This window comes from Micromonospora sp. NPDC047707, assembly GCF_040704235.1.
In the GTDB taxonomy this organism is placed as follows: Bacteria; Actinomycetota; Actinomycetes; order Mycobacteriales; family Micromonosporaceae; genus Micromonospora.
Window position 1 is genome coordinate 39,552 of record NZ_JBEYSU010000028.1, and the last position, 18,198, is coordinate 57,749.

General features: G+C 72.9%; 19 protein-coding genes. 12 read left to right on the plus strand and 7 right to left on the minus strand.

Annotated elements, in window-relative coordinates; all coding sequences use genetic code 11:
- Positions 1-18: 18 nt before the first annotated feature.
- Both AB0873_RS24320 and AB0873_RS24325 read left to right on the plus strand, forming a co-directional pair.
- On the plus strand, positions 19-756 hold the full coding sequence (locus tag AB0873_RS24320) for an HD domain-containing protein (RefSeq protein ID WP_366602364.1): 738 nt from the start codon (positions 19-21) through the stop codon (positions 754-756).
- Positions 757-971: 215 nt separating this feature from the next.
- On the plus strand, positions 972-1,115 hold the full coding sequence (locus AB0873_RS24325; RefSeq protein ID WP_366602365.1) for a hypothetical protein: 144 nt from the start codon (positions 972-974) through the stop codon (positions 1,113-1,115).
- A gap of 126 nt (positions 1,116-1,241) precedes the next feature.
- Here AB0873_RS24325 and AB0873_RS24330 read toward each other — a convergent pair whose 3' ends face one another.
- Both AB0873_RS24330 and AB0873_RS24335 read right to left on the minus strand, forming a co-directional pair.
- Positions 1,242-2,156, minus strand: coding sequence for an HNH endonuclease (locus AB0873_RS24330; RefSeq protein WP_366602367.1), 915 nt, complete (start codon positions 2,154-2,156; stop codon positions 1,242-1,244).
- A gap of 89 nt (positions 2,157-2,245) precedes the next feature.
- Positions 2,246-2,485, minus strand: a complete 240-nt coding sequence (locus tag AB0873_RS24335) for a winged helix-turn-helix domain-containing protein (protein WP_366602369.1) — start codon at positions 2,483-2,485, stop codon at positions 2,246-2,248.
- Positions 2,486-2,803: 318 nt separating this feature from the next.
- Between AB0873_RS24335 and AB0873_RS24340 the strand changes: the two genes are divergently transcribed.
- From AB0873_RS24340 to AB0873_RS24350, 3 genes are all read left to right on the plus strand, one after another.
- Complete coding sequence (locus tag AB0873_RS24340; protein WP_366602371.1) at positions 2,804-3,082, plus strand: DivIVA domain-containing protein; 279 nt, start codon at positions 2,804-2,806, stop codon at positions 3,080-3,082.
- The gene (locus AB0873_RS24345; RefSeq protein WP_366602373.1) at positions 3,079-3,315 is read left to right on the plus strand and encodes a hypothetical protein; all 237 of its coding nucleotides are present in this window, start codon (positions 3,079-3,081) and stop codon (positions 3,313-3,315) included. Before AB0873_RS24340 ends, AB0873_RS24345 begins: the two co-directional genes overlap by 4 nt.
- A gap of 290 nt (positions 3,316-3,605) precedes the next feature.
- A complete protein-coding gene (locus AB0873_RS24350; RefSeq protein WP_366602375.1) occupies positions 3,606-4,631 on the plus strand; it encodes a hypothetical protein in 1,026 nt (341 codons plus the stop codon).
- 119 nt (positions 4,632-4,750) lie between these two features.
- Here AB0873_RS24350 and AB0873_RS24355 read toward each other — a convergent pair whose 3' ends face one another.
- Positions 4,751-5,740, minus strand: coding sequence for a DUF559 domain-containing protein (locus tag AB0873_RS24355; RefSeq protein ID WP_366602377.1), 990 nt, complete (start codon positions 5,738-5,740; stop codon positions 4,751-4,753).
- 213 nt (positions 5,741-5,953) lie between these two features.
- On the minus strand, positions 5,954-6,679 hold the full coding sequence (locus tag AB0873_RS24360; protein WP_366602379.1) for a CPBP family intramembrane glutamic endopeptidase: 726 nt from the start codon (positions 6,677-6,679) through the stop codon (positions 5,954-5,956).
- Positions 6,680-6,807: 128 nt separating this feature from the next.
- Between AB0873_RS24360 and AB0873_RS24365 the strand changes: the two genes are divergently transcribed.
- Entirely contained in the window at positions 6,808-7,716 is a 909-nt protein-coding gene (locus tag AB0873_RS24365; RefSeq protein ID WP_366602381.1) for an SGNH/GDSL hydrolase family protein, read from the plus strand.
- Between the two features lie 100 nt (positions 7,717-7,816).
- Here AB0873_RS24365 and AB0873_RS24370 read toward each other — a convergent pair whose 3' ends face one another.
- Both AB0873_RS24370 and AB0873_RS24375 read right to left on the minus strand, forming a co-directional pair.
- A complete protein-coding gene (locus tag AB0873_RS24370) occupies positions 7,817-9,436 on the minus strand; it encodes an anibiotic ABC transporter (RefSeq protein ID WP_366602383.1) in 1,620 nt (539 codons plus the stop codon).
- Positions 9,433-10,353 (minus strand): ABC transporter ATP-binding protein, encoded by a 921-nt coding sequence (locus AB0873_RS24375; protein WP_366602385.1) that lies wholly within the window; start codon positions 10,351-10,353, stop codon positions 9,433-9,435. Before AB0873_RS24375 ends, AB0873_RS24370 begins: the two co-directional genes overlap by 4 nt.
- 97 nt (positions 10,354-10,450) lie before the next feature.
- Between AB0873_RS24375 and AB0873_RS24380 the strand changes: the two genes are divergently transcribed.
- Positions 10,451-11,218 (plus strand): TetR family transcriptional regulator, encoded by a 768-nt coding sequence (locus AB0873_RS24380; protein WP_366602387.1) that lies wholly within the window; start codon positions 10,451-10,453, stop codon positions 11,216-11,218.
- A 182-nt stretch (positions 11,219-11,400) separates the two neighbouring features.
- Positions 11,401-13,185, plus strand: coding sequence for an N-acetylglutaminylglutamine amidotransferase (locus AB0873_RS24385; RefSeq protein ID WP_366602389.1), 1,785 nt, complete (start codon positions 11,401-11,403; stop codon positions 13,183-13,185).
- Between the two features lie 55 nt (positions 13,186-13,240).
- Here AB0873_RS24385 and AB0873_RS24390 read toward each other — a convergent pair whose 3' ends face one another.
- Positions 13,241-14,374 (minus strand): glutamate--cysteine ligase, encoded by a 1,134-nt coding sequence (locus AB0873_RS24390; protein ID WP_366602391.1) that lies wholly within the window; start codon positions 14,372-14,374, stop codon positions 13,241-13,243.
- 357 nt (positions 14,375-14,731) lie between these two features.
- Here AB0873_RS24390 and AB0873_RS24395 point away from each other — a divergent pair, with 357 nt between their 5' ends.
- From AB0873_RS24395 to AB0873_RS24410, 4 genes are read left to right on the plus strand one after another with little or no spacing between them, the layout of a single operon-like run.
- Complete coding sequence (locus AB0873_RS24395) at positions 14,732-15,109, plus strand: SCP2 sterol-binding domain-containing protein (RefSeq protein WP_366602393.1); 378 nt, start codon at positions 14,732-14,734, stop codon at positions 15,107-15,109.
- Positions 15,106-17,157 (plus strand): glycogen debranching N-terminal domain-containing protein, encoded by a 2,052-nt coding sequence (locus AB0873_RS24400; protein WP_366602395.1) that lies wholly within the window; start codon positions 15,106-15,108, stop codon positions 17,155-17,157. The genes AB0873_RS24395 and AB0873_RS24400 overlap by 4 nt, the downstream gene beginning before the upstream one ends.
- A 32-nt stretch (positions 17,158-17,189) precedes the next feature.
- Positions 17,190-17,555, plus strand: a complete 366-nt coding sequence (locus tag AB0873_RS24405) for a metalloregulator ArsR/SmtB family transcription factor (RefSeq protein WP_155331817.1) — start codon at positions 17,190-17,192, stop codon at positions 17,553-17,555.
- A complete protein-coding gene (locus AB0873_RS24410; protein WP_366602397.1) occupies positions 17,552-18,193 on the plus strand; it encodes an SRPBCC family protein in 642 nt (213 codons plus the stop codon). The genes AB0873_RS24405 and AB0873_RS24410 overlap by 4 nt, the downstream gene beginning before the upstream one ends.
- Positions 18,194-18,198: the final 5 nt, after the last annotated feature.

Genomic DNA, 18,198 nt, shown 5'->3' on the forward strand with positions numbered 1-18,198 from the left:
GTCGGGTAGAAGTGGGTCATGGAGTTCCCCGCGCACCTCGCCACGATGCCGATGCACGCGATCACCGAGATCCACGGCGAGCCCGGCCTGCTCGCCCGGTTCCGGCTGGAGATCCGTGACTTCGCCGAGGCCGAGCGGGCGCGCCTCACCGACGCCCTCGACCTCGCCGCCCACCTGCACCGCGACGACCGGCGGGTCCGCGAGCCGTACCTCAACCACCTGCTGCGGGTCGCCATCCGGATGCTGCACCACTACCGGGTCCGCGACGTCGACGTCATCGTCGCCGGGCTGCTGCACGACACGGTCGAGGACCACCCGGCCGACCTGGCCGACCTGGGCGGCGGCCACGCCGGCACCGACGTCCGCGAGGCCGCGCTGGCCACCCTCGCCGACCGGTTCGGCCCGCGCGTCGCGCGCCTCGTCGCCGCCGTCACCAACCCGGTGTACGACCCCACGCGCGACCGTCACGAGCAGTACCGGGAGCACGTGGCGGCCAGCCTCGACCGGGAGCCGTGGGCGCGGGTCATCAAGGTCTCCGACTTCACCGACAACGGGGTCGGCGTGATCCACTCGGTCGGGCCGAAGGTGCCGACCTGGGCGGCGAAGTACCGCCCCCTGGTGCCGGTGCTCCGGGACCTGGTGACCCGGCCGGACACGCCGCTGGCACCGCCGGTGAAACGGCACATCCTCGACCAGCTCGACCTCGCCGAGGAGCGCTTCAGCGCCATCCTCGACGCCCCGGCGCACCCCAACTGACCGGCGGGAGCGACCGGTGACGCTGCCTATGCGCTGCGAAGTTTCCCCTGGACGCCGCGTCCACGGCCGGCAACGGCGTCGCGGACCTGACGGCAGAGGAGATTCTGAGGAGAACGAACGCCGCCCCCAAGAAGGCCGGGATCGTTCCACGTCGAGGGCCCGGAGGGAGAACGAGGGCAGCACGCTGTCCCTATCGACGAATCCGACCGCTGTACGTGGCGACGACCGGTGAGCCGTACCCGCTGCTCCTCGTCGGCCGCGACAACCTGGGCCAGTTGGCTTACCGCGAGTTCGGGAAGTCCTTCCCGGACATCAAGAAGCCGGCCGCGGCTGACGTCATCGACTTCAGCAAGCTCTGATCCGACCACGACGGAGAGCTGACCGTCACGTTCTCCAGTCAGGCCCGTACGCCCCGGCGTACGGGCCTGACGGCGTTCACGGCAAGCCCGTTTTGCAGGGCCGCGAAGGTCAGCCCCGCCGCGTTGTCACGCGGCCTTGAATACGGTGTCAAGGTGCCACTCGAGGAACTCTCGGTTGGGGCGGTCGGCGCGACGCTCCGGAAGGGTGATCAGTTCTCCGGCCTTGGCGTAAAACTGGTCGCCATTGCCGAACTCGCTGCGAAGGCGAGGGCTGACCAGCAACCGGTACCTGGGATCGACGCCGAGGTAGCCGCGGTCGAAGAGGGTGTGCACGTCGGATTTGAGGAGAAGCCCGTTGTCCAAGCGATGTTGACCGCCCTTCGGCAGCGGACGGATGTGCGCCGCCTGTAGCACCGGTGCCACCTTGTTGCCGGTGACAGCGCATCGCCGACCGTAGGCCCCCAGCACGACGGCCTTGAAAGCCTGCTGGCCGAGACGCTGCGGCGCCAACCGAGGATCACCGTACACAGGTCCTGGCCGATGCCACGGCTCACTGAGGTCAAGGTCGACTGCGGTGCCGATGAGACGGTGGATCAGTAGCTGGAAGTAGTCCTGCGTCTGGGGATCCGCAAGGTCGTACGTCTTACCTTGCACGACGTTCGACGCGAGACCTTGTGGCGGCGCCACGGTCGCCTCGTCCGGAAAGTAGGTGACGTCGCGGATGAAGATGCAGCCGATGACCGGATCCTCGTCCGATCCGATCGCCTGTTTACGGTAGCGCCCGACGCTCCTGCGCATGTCCGCCACCGTCGCGGCACCGTTGGCCTCGCCAAGCAGTTCCCAAGCTTCGGAGATGCGAAGTGTTGCGAAGCCGCTGAAGAATCCGCCTCCGATGATGCGGTTCAGCGGGTAGTGCGCCTTGAAGAAAAAGGGTTCACCAATTGTCAAGGCACGGAAGGCGCCCCCGGACGGTCGCCAGAAGTTGACCTCGTTCAGATGTGGCCGCGCCGCCAGAAAGCGGTACCACCTCTCGTCGGTCACACCAACGTAAGCCCGCACGGGATGATCGTGCCCCTACGTCGATCTTCTCACCACCGGCTGATCGGCCGAGGCGTTCGACAGATTCGAGGTCACGGCTCCCGCATCCAGAGCTTTGGATCGTTCACGAAGACACCCTTGCCTTGGTGACGCCAGATCACCCGCAGGGCCTCCAGCCGCACGTAGACCTGCTTGACGGTGGACGGGCTGACCTTGTGCGTCGCGGCGAGCTGCGTGATCGAGGGCAGCCTGTCCCCCGGCTTGAGCTTCTTCGCCCTGATGTCGGCGACGATCTCATCGGCGATGCGGATGTAGTCGGCGGTGATCGGCATGACCTTCCCCCTGCGTGGCATGCCAATTCGATCACGCAACGACACCTCGCAACAACTCATCGTTTGACCGAGGTGACTGGGACAGCTAAGTTGAAGACCGCCTCTCCCCCTTGCGTGGCAACAAGGAGCAGAGGCATCCCCCTGGTCGGGGCGGGTGCGCGTGCCCGTCCCGACCCACCGGACCGCTCCGCTGTCGTACCGCTGAATCGAGCTGCGGCGGCGGAGCGGGCGGGTCGTCCGCGGCCGGCGTGCGGACGGCCCGCCCTTCCACACCTATCGACCGAGCCTTCGCTCCCGGCTGCACCGGAAAGGATCGACGTGGCCCAGGTGCACCGAGGTGGCCACCTCTACGGGACCGGCCACCCGGCCCGGCTGACCCCGCACGAGGTGCGGACCCGCGCGTTCGCGCCGCGCCGGCGCGGCGTCGACCCCGATGAGGTACGCCGGTTCCAGGCGCTCGTCGCCGACGAGCTGGCCGACCTGCACCGGCGAGTCCGCCTGCTCACCGAGGAGAACGACCGGCTCAAGCGGGCGCTGCGCGACTGGCAGACCATGCACGCCCGGGAGTGCCGGCCGCCGAACTCCGGCCACTGGTGACCGCGCGCCCCTCCCCCGGTGACCTGCTGATCGTCGACGGCCGCGCGTCGGTGCAGTTCGCCGGGGACCGCGCGCTGACCTTCCGCGTCGTCTCGGTGTCCGACCAGCCGACGTACCACGGCTGGATCTGGCTGACCGGCTACGTTTTCAACCGGCGCGGCGAGGCGACCGCCAAGCGCGAGATCTACGTCCAACTCGCCGGTCTCCGCCCGAGTCGTGCCTCCCCGCACTGAAAAAGTCGGCACGGTCAGCCCCAGAAGATCGCTACGGTGCTGCCCTACGACGGCGACCTCGCACGGCCATCACCGGTCAGCCGACGACCTCGGTGGTGCCTGCCGGCTCGCGGACTGACGCGAGGCGTCAACCCGCCGGGGCCGCGCCGCTGCCGGCCCGGTGACCCGCTCCTTGTTAACGTGAGCGCGGCGCTGCCGCACCTGCCGGGAGTCCCCCTCGTACCTGGCACCGACCGCACCACGGCCTGCGCCTCCGGTCCGCGGACCGGTCCACGGACGAGGAGGGGGACATGGCCGAGGGTCCACCGGCGGACGCGACCCCGCCGGATCCGTCAACTCAGGTCGACCAGCCTGCGGATGGTTCGTCGACCGACGCGGCCACCGGCCCGAAGCGCTTCTGGGAGCGGCTGGTCACGACGTGCCGCCGTCTCGCGGAATGGCTTGGCACAACCTGCCGGCGTCTCTGGGCACAGCTGGCCTCCGCGTCCCAGCGGCTCACGGCACGGCTGGTGCCGGCTGCACAGCACCTGTGGGGGTGGATGCTCTCCGTCGCCCGCAAGGTGGACGCGGCGGCGAAGGAGGGCCCGCCGCCGCCCCCGCCTGAGGAGCCGATCGAGCGGCGCGAGTCGGCCGGCCCGTTCACCGTGCCGGCGCGGGGGTACGTCTTTGCCTTCAGCGTCCGCGCCACGTTCACCTGGTCGGCCCAGGGCTTGCGGCCGGAGCAGCTGGCCTGGTACGCGCACTACTTCATGCCGCAGGCGACCCAGCGGCTGACCCGCATCGCCGGTGACCTGGCGCGTACCGTCCCGCCGCACCGGGCGGGCGAGCTGGAGGAACGGTTGCAGCGGGCGCTCGGCCGGCAGGAGCCGTGGTCGTTCGAACGCGGCGGGAGGACCGTGACCTGCCGGCCCGAGGCGTGGATACGCCTCGACGAGCGGGTCCGGCGGGCCCTCCAACCGTACTGGGAGCGCCTGATCACGCTGGACTGCGAGTACGAGGAGCAGACCCGGCGCGCACAGTACGCCGAGCGGATCAACCGGCGGTGGACGGCGATCCTGGACGACCTCGCCGGCGCCGACGTGCCCGACGATCTGCGCGAGAAGGTGGCCCGTGCCCGGGAGCACACGATGGCCGAGCAGCGGGCCGCAGCACAGTGGACGGGCGACCTCCTCCGTCGACGCCGACGCCAGGAGAACCTGTTCGAACCGTTCACCGAGATCGACCTGACGCCGAAGCCCCGATCGGCCCCGCCGACCGGCGCCGCGGAGCAGCCCGCGCGACCGGGCAACACCGAACCGTCGTCCGGCCCCGGCTGACCGTTGTGCACGCCCTGCCCCGCAACGTGGTTGTCGCAACAGCGGCGCATCGAGCCGCCACCATCCATGGGCCGTGGGGCCGTGGGGCGTGGGGCCGTGGGGCCTCTCGACTCCCTCGGTCACCTGCGGCTGGCGAGGATGGCCAGGGTCTCGCGGCGGACCTCGTCCGGTTCGTGGACCAGGCGGCGGTGCGAGAAGCGGACGGTCAGGATCCCGGCGGTGGCGAGCATTGCGTCGCGGCGCAGGTCGATCTCGCGCTGCCGCTGGTTGCCGTGCGTGGCGGCACCGTCGAGTTCGATGTCGACGCGCTCGCGCTCGGCGTACAGGTCGAGGTAGACGGTGCGTTGGTCGAGCCGCAGCCGGAACTGCCGGCGGAACTCCGGCATGCCGGGACCGACGAAGACGTGGTCGTGCCCCCAGATCTCCAGCGGGCTGCGGCAGCCGTCCGTGAGGCGGCTGAGCAGCGTACGCAGCGCGGTGCGGCCGGGCAGCCTCGGCAGCGGCGTGAGCGCGGCGCGCAACCGGTCGGGTGTGGTCAGTCGGTCGTTGACCGCCCTGATCACCGGCCCGTGCCGCTCGACGAGCGGCAACATTGGCCACGACGTGACCAGCGCCGCCTCCAGCCGCGCCACCTGCTGGCCTCGGCGGACCACGACGTGCGGCGCCTCTGCGGCCCAGTCCTGTCGGTGGTGGACGACGAGATGCGGCCGGCTGCGGAGCCCGGACGCCCTGGGCACGTCGAGGTATACCGGCTCGTCGGTCGGTTGCGGGCGCAGACCCCACACGTCGAGGGCGGTGAGGCCGCTGAGTGCTCCCAACCCGTCACTCCACACCAGCGCCGCCCGACGCGCCAGGGCCCGAGGGACGCGGGCGAGGACGGGTGACAAGGTAGCGCACTCGAGCGGTCCAGGCTCGCCGCGGGGACGCGACGACCCGTCATTGACAGCGGCGACGTGGTCCGCTGTCACGAATACCTCGGGCAGCACCCGGACCAGTCGACCGGCACGCACCGCGTCGTCGAACACCCACCGCGGCACCACGGCCAACGCCGCCGACCGCCTGACAAGCCCGCCGTCGCGCTGGATCAGTGCAAGGAACTCCCCGTGCATGAGGCGACGGTGCCCGACCGCCAACCCGCGCCGCAGCCCGGCACCAGCCGATCTGTGGACGAACCGTCCCCTGTGGAGAACAACCACGGCGGCAAAGCGTGTGCTATGGCCACCGAGATCAGGTGATTGTGTGCTGGGCGGATCCGCACGTGGCGGCCCAGCTCAGCATCACGTGATCGACGCCAGCGGGGCACTTGCTGCCGGCCCGCGCGATCAGGCGGTTGCGCCGTGGTAGAAGAGGTCGCCGAGGCCGACCGTGAAGGCGAGGACGCCGTACAGGGCGTGCTCGACCGAGGCGGCCAGCAGTGACCGGGTACGCCGGTAGCGCCACGCGAACAGCGCGCCGCCGAGCAGGGTGAGCAGCACCGACCAGACACTGCCGAAGATCACGTGCGCGAAGCCGAACGCGGCGGCGCTGGCGACCAGCAGACCCCAGCCGGCTCCGAACAGTGGCGCGTACCGGTGGAAGACGAACGCTCGGAACAGCAACTCCTGTGGGTAGACGGAGACGAGCGGGTACAGCACGGCCACCGCGACCCAGATCAGCGGCGCCTCGCGGGGCAACGCGAACAGGCGCTCCGGCGCGAGCACGGCGATCCCGGCGACGGCGGTCACCGCCGCGCCCGCCCACGGCCCGACGATGCCCGGCAGCGCGGCGCGCAGCGCGGCCGGGCGGCCCAGGTCGGCGCGGTCGAAGCCGGGCTGCCGGCGCAGCCACCACCAGCACAGGAGCCCGAGCAGCACCAGCGGCGGGATCGGCCCGCCCGGCGGACCGGCGACCGTGTACGCGGCCACCGCGCCGTAGAACAGCAGCACGTGCTCGACGGCCAGCCGCACCCGGCGGGCCTTCCCGACCCGCTCTCCTGCCGGGGCACCCCGAGCCCGCAGCGACCTGCCCACCAGCCACCACTCCCGTCGAGCCACTCCCCTGCCAGGCACCGCCCGCGCGCCACGTTACGGTGTCGTGGCATCGGACCGGCCGGCCCTGCGTGGATCTTCGGCCGTTGTTCGCCCGCATGTCGGTTGGCGGTGACCTGCCCGGTACGAGTGGCCCCGACGGTACGAGCGTGCGTACTCCGGACGCTCCGAGACCGGTGCGGTTCGTGGCGCTCGGTGACTCGATCACCGTGGGCCTCGGCGACCCGATGCCCGACGGGACGTGGCGTGGGTGGGCAGCGCTGCTCGCCGACGCGGTGGGGCCACCCGGCACGGTCGAGTTCCACAATCTCGCCCGCACCGGCGCGCTCACCGGCGACGTGTTCCGCGACCAGCTTCCGGCCGCCCTCGCGTTGCGCCCGACGGTCGCCGCCGTGGTCGTCGGGGTGAACGACACGCTGCGCGCCCACTTCGACGTGCCGGCGGTCAGCGCGGCGCTGCTGGGCACGGTGGGCGCGCTCAGCCGGGCCGGAGCCGTGGTGCTGACCGCCCGGCTGCCGGAGCCGGGCCGGATGTTCGGGTTGCCGTCGGGGTTGGCCCGGCCCCTGGCGCGGCGGATCGCCGCGGTGAACGCGGTCACCGACCACGCGGCAGCGCTGTACGGCACCGTCCACTTCGACGCGGCGACCCACCCGGACACGTACCGGCGGGACATGTGGAGCGTCGACCGGCTGCACCCGAGCGAGCGGGGGCACCGCCTGCTCGCCGGCGCGTACGTGGATCTGCTGCGGGAGCGGGACGTGCCGGTGCACCGACGCCCGGACCCGCGACCGGGCAACCCGCCGCCGACGCGGGCGGCCCAGCTGGCGTGGTTGGCCGTGAAGGGCACCCGGTGGGTGCGGGACCGCTGCACCGATCTGGTGCCGCAGCTGCTGTGGCTGGCCGCCGCCGAATCCTGGTACTCGCTGCGCGGCCAGGCGAGCCGCCTCGACGAGCACCTCGGCCGGGACCTGGCCGCCGCCCTCGCCGCAGGCACCGGCACCCCGGCCGTCGGCGTCGACCCGACCGCCCACCCCAAGCACCCACCCGCCCCGACCTAGCCACCGAGCGGCCGGAGGCGCATGCCGCTAGCCGCGACCGCGCGTTAACAGGGGCCCCTTCCACTACCGCAGGCGTTAACAGGGGGCCCTTCCTTCCACCTCAGGTGGGGACGTCGCGGTGGCGGAAGCCGGCCAGGCCGGCGGTGAGCAGCAGCGCGCCGACGCCGGTGAGCACCGCGAGGGGTGGGACGGACAGATCCACCGCCGGCACCGACGGCACGTGCGTGTACGGGGACAGGTTGAGCACCGCCTGCGGCAGGTCCAGCACCGCGCCGAGCTGCCCGAGCAGCAGGAACGCCATCAGCACCGCCCAGGACAGCGCCACCGACCAGCGGGGCGCCAGCCCGAGCAGCGCGGTCACCACCCCGGCCACGACGAGCAGCGCCGGCAGCCGCAGCAGTGCCGCCCAGCCCAGCTCCAGGGTGTGCCCGAGCGCGTCGCCGGCCACCAGCCCGTAGCCCAGGCCGGTCGACACGCCGGCCAGCAGCATCAGCGCCACCGCACCGAGCACCGCGCCGGCGATCTGGGTCAGCAGCCAGCGGTGCCGGCTGACGGCGGTCGCCAGCACCGCCTCCAGGATCCCGTCGGACTCGTCGGCCCGCGTTCGCAGCAGGGCCTGCACGACGTACGCGCCGAGGGTCAGGGCGAACAGCCCGAGCATCGCGGCGAGGAACGCGTCGACGAGGTCGGTCCCGCCGCCCAGCGCGGCGATCGCCTCGGCGGCGGCGGGGTTCTCGGCGATCATGTCGTTGACCTCGTCGGCGGCGACACCCATCGAGAACCCGAGGATCACCACCGCGACGGCCCAGCCGAGCAGGGCGCCGCGGTGCAGCCGCCAGAGCAGGCCAGTGGGGCTGAGCAGCCCGGCGGCGGCACGGGCGGGCCCCCGGCGGGCGGCGAGCAGGCCGGCGCCGAGGTCCCGCCGGCCGGCGAGGGCGAAGGCGGCCGCCACGCCGGCCACCAGCAGCGCGACCGGCAACGCCAGCACCCACCAGCGTTCCCCGCCGAACGCCCGTACCTGGTTGCCCCAGCCGAGTGGGGACAGCCAGGACGGCCAGGCGCTCTCCACCCGCAGGCCGTCCCGCTCGCCGAGGACGTCCCCGGCGGCGCGGAGCAGGAACGCCACGCCGACGGTGGCGGCGGCGAGCGCGTTCGCGCCGCGCGAGGTGACCGACAGCTGGGCGGTGACGGCGGCGACGGCGGTGAAGGCGACACCGACCCCGGCGACGGCTCCGGCGGCGGCGAGCGACCCGGCGAGCGGCAGGCCGGTCGCGGCGAAGGCCAGTCCGAGGAGTACGCCGGACGCCACGTTCGCCGCGACGACGACGAGCAGGGCGGCGGTGAGCAGCGCGTACCGGCCGACGACGGCGGCGCCGAGCAGCTCGGCGCGGCCGGTCTCCTCGTTCTGCCGGGTGTGCCGGACGACGGCGAAGGTGCTGACCAACGCGGCGAGGACGGCGAGGGTGATGTACGTCTCGGCGACCACGACCGCGCCGAGGTCGGCCCCGACGATCGGCCCGTTGAAGGCGCGCGCGACGACGCTGGTGGCGGCGGTCTCGGCGTACAGCATGCGGGACGGCTCGTCCGGGTAGACGCCGGAGACGCTGCCGGCGAGGCCGACGCCGAGCAACGGCGTGCCGAGCACCCAGATGCCCAGCTTGATGCGGTCGCGGCGCAGGGCGAGCCGGGCCAGCCGGCCGGTGCCGGTGTACGCGCTCACCGGGTACGCTCCGCGCCGGTCGGGACCCGGCCGTTGGACGCGCCGTCGTAGTGCCGCAGGAACAGCTCCTCGAGGGTCGGCGGGGCGCTGGTGAGGGCGCGGACGCCGAAGCGGACCAGGTGCGCCAGCAGTTCGTCGAGGTGCTCCGGCTCCACCTCGAGGCGGGTGCGGCCGTCGACGGGCCGGACCTCGTGGACGCCGGGCAGCTCCGCCACCCCGGTCAGCGGGTGGGCCGTCTCGACGGTGACCGTGGTGCGGGCGAGGTGCCGCAGCTCGGTGAGGGTGCCGGACTCGACGGTGCGGCCGGCGCGGATGATGCTCACCCGGTCGCAGAGGGCCTCGACCTCGGCGAGGACGTGGCTGGAGAGCAGCACGGTGGCGCCGCCGTCGGTGAGCCGCCGGACCTCCTCCTGTAACACCGCCTCCATGAGCGGGTCGAGCCCGGAGGTCGGCTCGTCGAGGACGTACAGCTCGACGTCGGAGGCGAACGCGGCGACGATCGCGACCTTCTGCCGGTTGCCCTTGGAGTAGGCGCGGCACTTCTTGGTCGGGTCGAGGTCGAACCGGTCCAGCAGTTCGTCGCGGCGGCGCCGGTCCAGCCCGCCGCGCAGCGCGCCGAAGAGGTCGATGGCCTCGCCGCCGGACAGGTTGGGCCACAGGTTCACGTCACCGGGCACGTACGCGAGCCGCCGGTGCAGCGTCACCGCGTCGCGCCAGGGATCGGCGTCGAGCACCCGCACGTCGCCGGCGTCGCGCCGCAGCAGCCCGAGCAGGACCCGGATGGTGGTGGACTTGCCGGAGCCGTTCGGCCCCAGGAAGCCGTGCACCTCCCCCGCCTCGACCCGCAGGTCGAGTCCGTCGAGCGCGCGGACCGCGCCGAAACTCTTGACCAGGCCGTCGATCGCGATGACGGGCATGGCACCTCCTGTGGCCGCCGGTTCGTCGCACCCAGCGTACTGACCATCGGTCAGCCGGATCAACCCGGCGGTCAGGACGGCGGCTACGCTGGGCGGCATGACCGTCGAGGCGCCGGACGACACCCGGACCCGGATCCTGCGGGTCGCGCTGGACCTGTTCAGCCAGCACGGCTACCAGCGCACCTCGCTGCGGCAGATCGCCGAACGGCTGCGGCTGACCAAGGCGGCGATCCTCTACCACTTCCCCGCCAAGGAGGACCTGCTCACCGCGCTGACCGAGCCGTTGCTGGTGGACCTCGAGACGCTGCTGGACGCCACCGCCGCGCTGCCGCTCCCCCGGGCCCGGGAGGCGCTGCTCGCCGGCTGGGTGGACACGATGCTCACCCACCGCCGCTCGCTCGGCATGCTGTTCCACGACATCGCGATGGTCAGCCGGGGCCGGACGTACCACCGGCTGATGCAGATCGCGATGCGGGCCAACGAGATCGTCGCCGGCCCGGACGCCGGGCGCCGGGAACGGGTCCGCGCCGTGCAGGCGATCGCCATGTGCAGCGACCCGGTCGTCTTCTTCGCCGACGTACCCGAGGAGACCCTGCGCGCCGACATGCTCGACGGCGTACGCCGGCTGCTGGGCGACACCGGCGGCGCGGCGGCCGGGGACGGCGCGCAACCGGCGACGGACGCCGCCCGCGCCGCCGCGCGGCGCGGGCCGGGACGCCCCCGGTCGATGGGCCCGGAGCAGGTCCGCACCGCCCGCCGGCTGCACGCCGCCGGCACCCACTCGGTCGACGACATCGCCGCCGCACTCGGGGTCTCGCGGGCGACGGTGTACCGGCACCTGGACGGGTCCGGAGCGGAATACTGAGACGGGTTTCGCGACGGTTTTGAGACCCGTTTGGCCGCCCCGGCAGCGGGTAGCCGACCCGCCCGTCCTGCGGACGGGACCGGGCCGCGCACGTGGCCCACGGCCGGCGCGACGGGACGGTGGCGGATGGGTGCGGTGCTCGACGGGCGGGCGCCCCGACGGCGGACGGGTGGCCGCTGATCGTGTGCGGCATCGGCGGGGAGGCACGCCTCGACGGGTCGACACCCGACGCGGAAGCGGTGGCCCGGATGACCGACGCGATGCGGTCCCGGGGGCCGGACGGCGAGGGCCTGTGGAGCGACGGCTGGGTGACCCTCGGACACCGCCGGCTCACCATCATCGACCTGTCCGACGCCGGCGCCCAGCCGATGGTCCGCGAGGACCTGGGGCTCGCACTGGTCTTCAACGGCTGCGTCTACAACTACCCCGAGCTGCGCGAGGAGCTACGCGCCGCGGGGCACACCTTCCGCTCCACCAGCGACACCGAGGTGATCCTGGTGGCGTACGCGCAGTGGGGTGAGGCGTTCGTCGACCACCTGGTCGGCATGTTCGCCATCGGGCTCGTCGACCGGGCCCGGCGGCGACTCGTACTCGCCCGCGACCGGCTCGGCATCAAGCCGCTGTACCTCGCCGAGACACCCGGGCGGCTGCGCTTCGCCTCGACCCTGCCGGCGCTGCTGCGCGGCGGCGACGTCGACACGGGCATCGACCCGGTGGCCCTGCACCACTACCTGTCCTGGCACTCGATCGTGCCGGCGCCCCGGACCGTCCTGCGCGGCGTCCGCAAGCTGCCCCCGGCGACGCTGCGGGTGGTCGAGGCGGACGGGCGCAGCCGGGAGCGGGTGTACTGGCAGCCGGAGTACGTCCGCGATCCCGCCCACGCCGGCATGGACGCCCGGGACTGGCGGGCCGCCGTCGGTGGCGCGCTGCGGACGGCCGTACGGCGGCGGCTGGTCGCCGACGTCCCGGTCGGGGTGCTGCTCTCCGGCGGTCTGGACTCCAGCCTCATCGTGGCGCTGCTCGCCGAGGCCGGCCAGGGCCAGCTCCGCACGTTCAGCATCGGCTTCGACAGCCGGGGCGGCGAGGCCGGCGACGAGTTCCACTGGTCCGACCTGGTGGCCGGCACGTACCGGACCGACCACCACCGCATCCGGCTGGCCGACGACGACCTGGTGCCGGCGGTGCGGGCGACGGTGACCGCGATGACCGAGCCCATGGGCAGCCACGACGTGGTGGCCTTCCACCTGCTGAGCGAGCAGGTGGCGAAACACGTGAAGGTGGCGCAGTCCGGGCAGGGCGCCGACGAGGTCTACGCCGGGTACGGCTACCACCAACCCCTCACCGGGGTGCCCCGCGACGGCGCGGCGGCGGCGTTCGCGGCGGCCTTCTTCGACCGCGACCACGCCGAGCTGACCCGGGTGGTCGACCCCGCGTACGCCTGCGACCACGACGCCAGCCGCGACCTGCTCACCGCCGAACTGGCCGCACCGGGCGCGCAGACCGCGCTGGACGCGGTGCTGCGCCTGGACACCCACCGGATGCTCCCCGACGACCCGGTGAAGCGGGTCGACAGCATGAGCATGGCCTGGGGGCTGGAGGTGCGGACCCCGTTCCTGGACCAGGACCTGGTGGCCCTCGCGGCGGCCTGCCCGCCGGAGCACAAGGTGGCGCAGGGCGGCAAGGGGGTGCTCAAGGAGGTCGCCCGGGAGGTGCTGCCCCCCGAACTGGTCGACCGCCCGAAGGGCTACTTCCCGGTGCCGGCGCTGCGCAACGTCGACGGCCCGGTGCGTGACCTGGTCGTCGAGGCGTTGCGGGCGCCGGTGGCGCGAGAGCGCGGCCTGTTCCGGCCGGAGTACGTGGCGGAGCTGCTCGCCGACCCGGAGGCGGCGCAGTCGGCGGCCGGCAGCAACAAACTGTGGCAGCTCGGGCTGCTGGAGCTGTGGCTCCAGACGCACCACATCCGCTGAGGTGCAAGGAAGGGCCCCTTGTTAACGCCTGGCGTTGTACAAGGGCCCCCTGCAATCACGCCGCCGGGCGGGTCTGGGCCGCGAGATGGTCCAGCACGGCGCGGACGTCGCAGCCGGTCCGGGCCAGGACGCGGCGCTGCCGGGCCGCGCCGTTGCCGTCGCGGCGGACCCGGTGCAGCTGGTCGAGCACGTACGTCAGGTCGCCGTGCCGCAGCAGCGCGGGCGCGACAGTGGCGAACAGCTCGTCGACCAGGTCCCACGCCGGCCGGGCAAGGCCCGAGCGCAGGTCGATGAGGTCGCCGTCGAGCCCGTCGTGGGCGGCCCGCCAGTGGGCGGCGGAGAGCAGGCAGTCCCGGATCCGCGGGGCGAGGATCCCGTGGCGGACGTCGCCCGCCACGGTCGCGACGAGGGCGCGGACGAGCCCGGCGACGAGCACGGTGTCGTCGACGGTCGGGCAGACGTCGCCCACCCGCACCTCGACCGTGGGGTACGCGACGGACGGGCGGGCGTACCAGTAGACCATCGCGGCGTCCAGCATGATGCCCGCCCGGATCAGGTCCTCGACGGTGGCGTCGTAGTCGGCGACCGACTCGAAGTGCGGGGTGGGGCCGATGCTCGGCCAGCGTTCCAGCTGCATCGACCGCCAGCTCGCGTGCCCGGTGTCCCGGCCGTCGTGCAGCGGCGAGTTGGCGGTGATCGCCTGCACCACCGGCAGCCAGGGGCGCAGGTGGTTGCAGACCTGCACGGCGAGTTCCCGGTCCGGGACACCGACGTGCACGTGGCAGCCGCAGACCGCCGGATCGTGCGCGACCGGCCCGAATCGCCGGGACATCGCGTGGTAGCGGGGTTCGTCCGGCACCGTCCGGTGCGGTTCGTGCACCGGCGTGGCCCCCACGGCGACGAGGCGGGCGCCGGCGGCCTCGGCCGCGTCGGCGGCGGCCCCGCGCAGCGCCACCAGGTGCTCGCGTACGTCGGCGAGCTCGGACGAGACCGGCGTGACCATCTCGACCATGCTGTGCCGGAACTCCTGCCGGCTCTGCTCCCGGGCGGCGCCCGACAGCCCGTCGAGCACCTGTCCGGCGACCGGCAGGCTCGCCCCCGTGTCGGGGTCCAGCAACAGGTACTCCTCCTCGACGCCGAGGGTCAGCGTGGTGAGGTCGGGGAGGGTGGGGGCCGGACGGTACGTCATGAGCGGTCGGCGTCCGTTCGTCGGGCGGCGCGCCGGGCGCCGCACTGCCGTGCCTCGGGAGTTCCCGCCCGACGCGGCGGAAAACGCTCGGGGTCCGCGGCCCGCGTTAAGAAGGGACCCTTCCTCTACCGGAGGCGTTAACAGGGGGCCCTTCCTTGCACCTCGTCCGCCCGGGTGGTGAGGTCGTGGCGCACGGGCCCCTCCTCGGGCGAGGGCGTACCGGCGGCCCCACGGCACCGCCGGTTCCTACAACACCCAGCGACATTTCTCCGGGGGCACGTCGTGCCGGACCTTCCCCGGGAGAAGGACCCTCGCATTCCGGGCGCGGCCACTAGAGTCGACCGGGGGGTGCCGGGGATGTCGGAGGCGACGGAGGAGTTCTTCGCCGGGCTCGTCCGGCACGGGCACGAGCGCCTGACCCGCAAGACCTGCGGCTCCATCCGCTTCGACCTGATTCACCCCGACGGGACCGACCACTGGCTGGTGACGATCGACCGGGGCACGGTGCGGGTCACCCGGGAGGCGCGCACGGCCGACACGGTGATCCACGCGGACGAGTCGTTGTTCGAGCGGATGGCCCGCGGCGAGGTCAAGCCCCTCTCCGCCTGGCTACGCAACGACATCACCACCGAGGGCCAGTTCCGGTACGTCGTGCTGCTGGAACGCCTGTTCGCGCCGCCGCCCGGCGCCCGCCACCCGCGCGCCGTCGGCCCGACAGCCCGGGACCGGGCGTGAAGGCCGACCTGGTCCGGATCCTGGACGGCAACATCTTCGTCCTCAGCGAGGACAACGGCGACATCGCGGCGACCCCGGCGAACCCGTGCGGATTCTTCGACTTCGACACCCGCTTCCTGTCCCGCTGGCGGCTCACCATCAACGGCGAAACGCTGCACCCGCTCGCCGTGCACGAACCGCACTACTTCGAGGCCCGGTTCTTCCTGGTGCCCGGCGTTCCGACCCACTACGTCGACGCGAAGGTGTCGGTCATCCGGGACCGCGTCATCACCGGCGGCAGCTTCCAGGAGACGCTCACCGTCCTCAACCATCGGTCCGAACCGACGGACTACACGGTACGGATCGACGCCGGCAGCGACTTCGTGCCGATCCTCGCGATGCAGCAGCCGCACGGCCCCGCCGGGCGCCTCTACCGCCGGACAGAGAACGGCTCCCTACGCCTGGGCTACCAGCGGGAGCGGTTCCAGCGGGAGACGGTCATCTCCAGCACGGCACCCGCGGACGTCGACGAGGACGGGCTGACCTACCACGTACGGATCGACCGGAACGGGCGGTGGACGACCACTGTGCGGGTCCGGAGCCTGGTTCTCCGCCCGGACGGCGAGGACGTGCGCGAACGGTTGCACCGCCGTCGGCGGCGCGCCGCCGACCAGCTCCGGACCGATCTGGGTCACTGGCTGGCCGAGTCGCCGCGGCTCAGCTGCGACTGGGAGGTCCTGACGACGGCGTGGCGGCGCAGCCTGGTGGACCTCGCCGGCCTGCGGTTCTCGCCGCTGACCCTGCCCGAGGAGGCGATGCCCGCCGCCGGCCTGCCGTGGACCGCCACCATCACCGGCCGGGACAGCATCCTGACGAGCCTGCAGGCCCTCCCGGTCGCTCCGGGGCTCGCCGCCGCGACGCTGCGCATGCTCGGCATCGACCAGGGCGCGGTCCTCGACGACTTCCGCGACGAGGAGCCGGGAAAGATCCTGACCGAGTTCCGGTACGGGGAACGCGCCGCGTTCGAGGAGCGGCCGCAGTCGCCGTACTATGGCAGCGCCGACACCACCCCGTTGTACGTCGTCCTGCTCGACGAGTACGAGCGGTGGACCGGTGACACCGCGCTGGCGCGGGAGTTCGAGGAGGAGGCCCGGGCGGCGCTGCGGTGGATCGAAGAGTACGGCGACATCCGTAACGACGGGTACGTCTGGTACCAGCGCCGCAACAACGACACGGGCCTGCTCAACCAGGGCTGGAAGGACTCTCCCGACGCGGTCTGCTACCGCGACGGGCACCTGCCCGGCCTGCCCCGGGCGACCTGCGAACTTCAGGGGTACGCGTACGACGCGAAGCGGCGGGGCGCCCGGCTGGCCCGCGACGTCTGGGGCGACCCGGCGTACGCCGACCGGTTGGAGCGGGAGGCAGCGGACCTGAAGGTGCGCTTCAACCGGGACTTCTGGCTGGCCGGCGACGGCTACTTCGCGCTCGCCCTCGACAGCGACGGCACCGCGGTCGACGCCCTGTCGTCGAACATCGGGCACCTGCTGTGGAGCGGCATCGTCGACGATTCGCGGGCGGCGTCGGTGGTCGAGCACCTGCTCGGCCCGCGGCTCTTCTCCGGCTGGGGGGTACGCACCCTGGCGGAGGGCCAGGCCCGGTACAACCCGCTCGGCTACCACGTCGGCACCGTGTGGCCCTTCGACAACGCGCTGATCGCCGCCGGGCTGCGCCGGTACGGCTTCCGACGCGAGGCCGGCGTCATCGCGGAGGGGATCATCGCGGCGTCGGCGTACTTCGACGCCCGCCTGCCGGAGGCGTTCGCCGGGTTCGACCGGGAGCGGACCGGTTACCCGGTGCGTTACCCGACGGCGAACAGTCCCCACGCGCTGGCGACGAGCGCGACCTTCATGCTGGTCCGTACGCTGCTCGGACTGGAGCCGTACGGCGAGCACCTGGTGGTGGCCCCCGAGGTGCCGGCGCGGTTCGGTCGCGTCGAACTGCTGGACATTCCCGGCCGCTGGGGCCGGATGGACGCCATCGGCACCGCTCGCGCCGAGCATCAGAGCTAGCTTAAATAAGTAGTCCCTGATATAAAGGTCCGGTGCACGCGTTCGATGTGCTCGGCGATCCGGTGCGGCGCCGGATCCTGGAGCTGCTGGCCGACGGCGAGATGACCGCCGGCGAGCTGGTCGAGGTGGTCCGGGCGGAGTTCGGGATCTCCCAGCCGGCTGTCTCCCAGCATCTGAAGGTGTTGCGCGACAACGGCTTCGCCACCGTCCGCCCGGCCGGCACTCGCCGGCTGTACGCGGTCGACACCCGGCCGCTGCGGGAGGTCGACCAGTGGTTGGAGCATTTCCGCCGGTTCTGGACCAACCCGCTCCAGGCACTGGCCACCGAGCTGGCCCGGGGCCAGCGCGAGCGGCGGCGACGCGAGCCGCCGCCCCCCGACGACAGGAGTGAACGATGATCGACGCCAGCAGCCAGATCAGCGCCGTCCGGCGCCAGCTCGGCCGCCGTGCCCTCGAGGCCGGCGAGGCCCGGGTGATGACGATCAGCCAGACGTACGACGCGTCCCTGGAGGACGTCTGGGACGCCTGCACCAACCCCGAACGCATCCCCCGCTGGTTCCTGCCCGTCTCCGGGGACCTGCGGCTGGGCGGCCGCTACCAGTTGCAGGGCAACGCCGGCGGCACGATCGAACGCTGCGACCCGCCGAAGGGCTTCGCCGCGACCTGGGAGTACGGCGACGAGGTGAGCTGGATCGAGGTGCGGCTCGCCCCGGTCGAGGACGGCCGGACGCGGTTCGAGCTGGACCACATCGCGCACGTCGACGACAACCGCTGGACCCAGTTCGGCCCCGGGGCGGTGGGCGTGGGCTGGGACCTGGCGGCGCTCGGCCTCGCCTCGCACCTGGCCGCCGCGGGCGCCGGCGTCACCCCCGAGGAGAGCGAGGCCTGGATGGCCTCCGACGAGGGCCGACGGTTCGTCGCGCTGAGCAGCGAGCAGTGGTACGAGGCGAGCGTCGCCGGCGGCACCGACCGGGCCGAGGCCCGGGCCGCGGCCGACCGCACCACCGCCTTCTACACCGGCGCCGAGCAGGCCTGACCCGA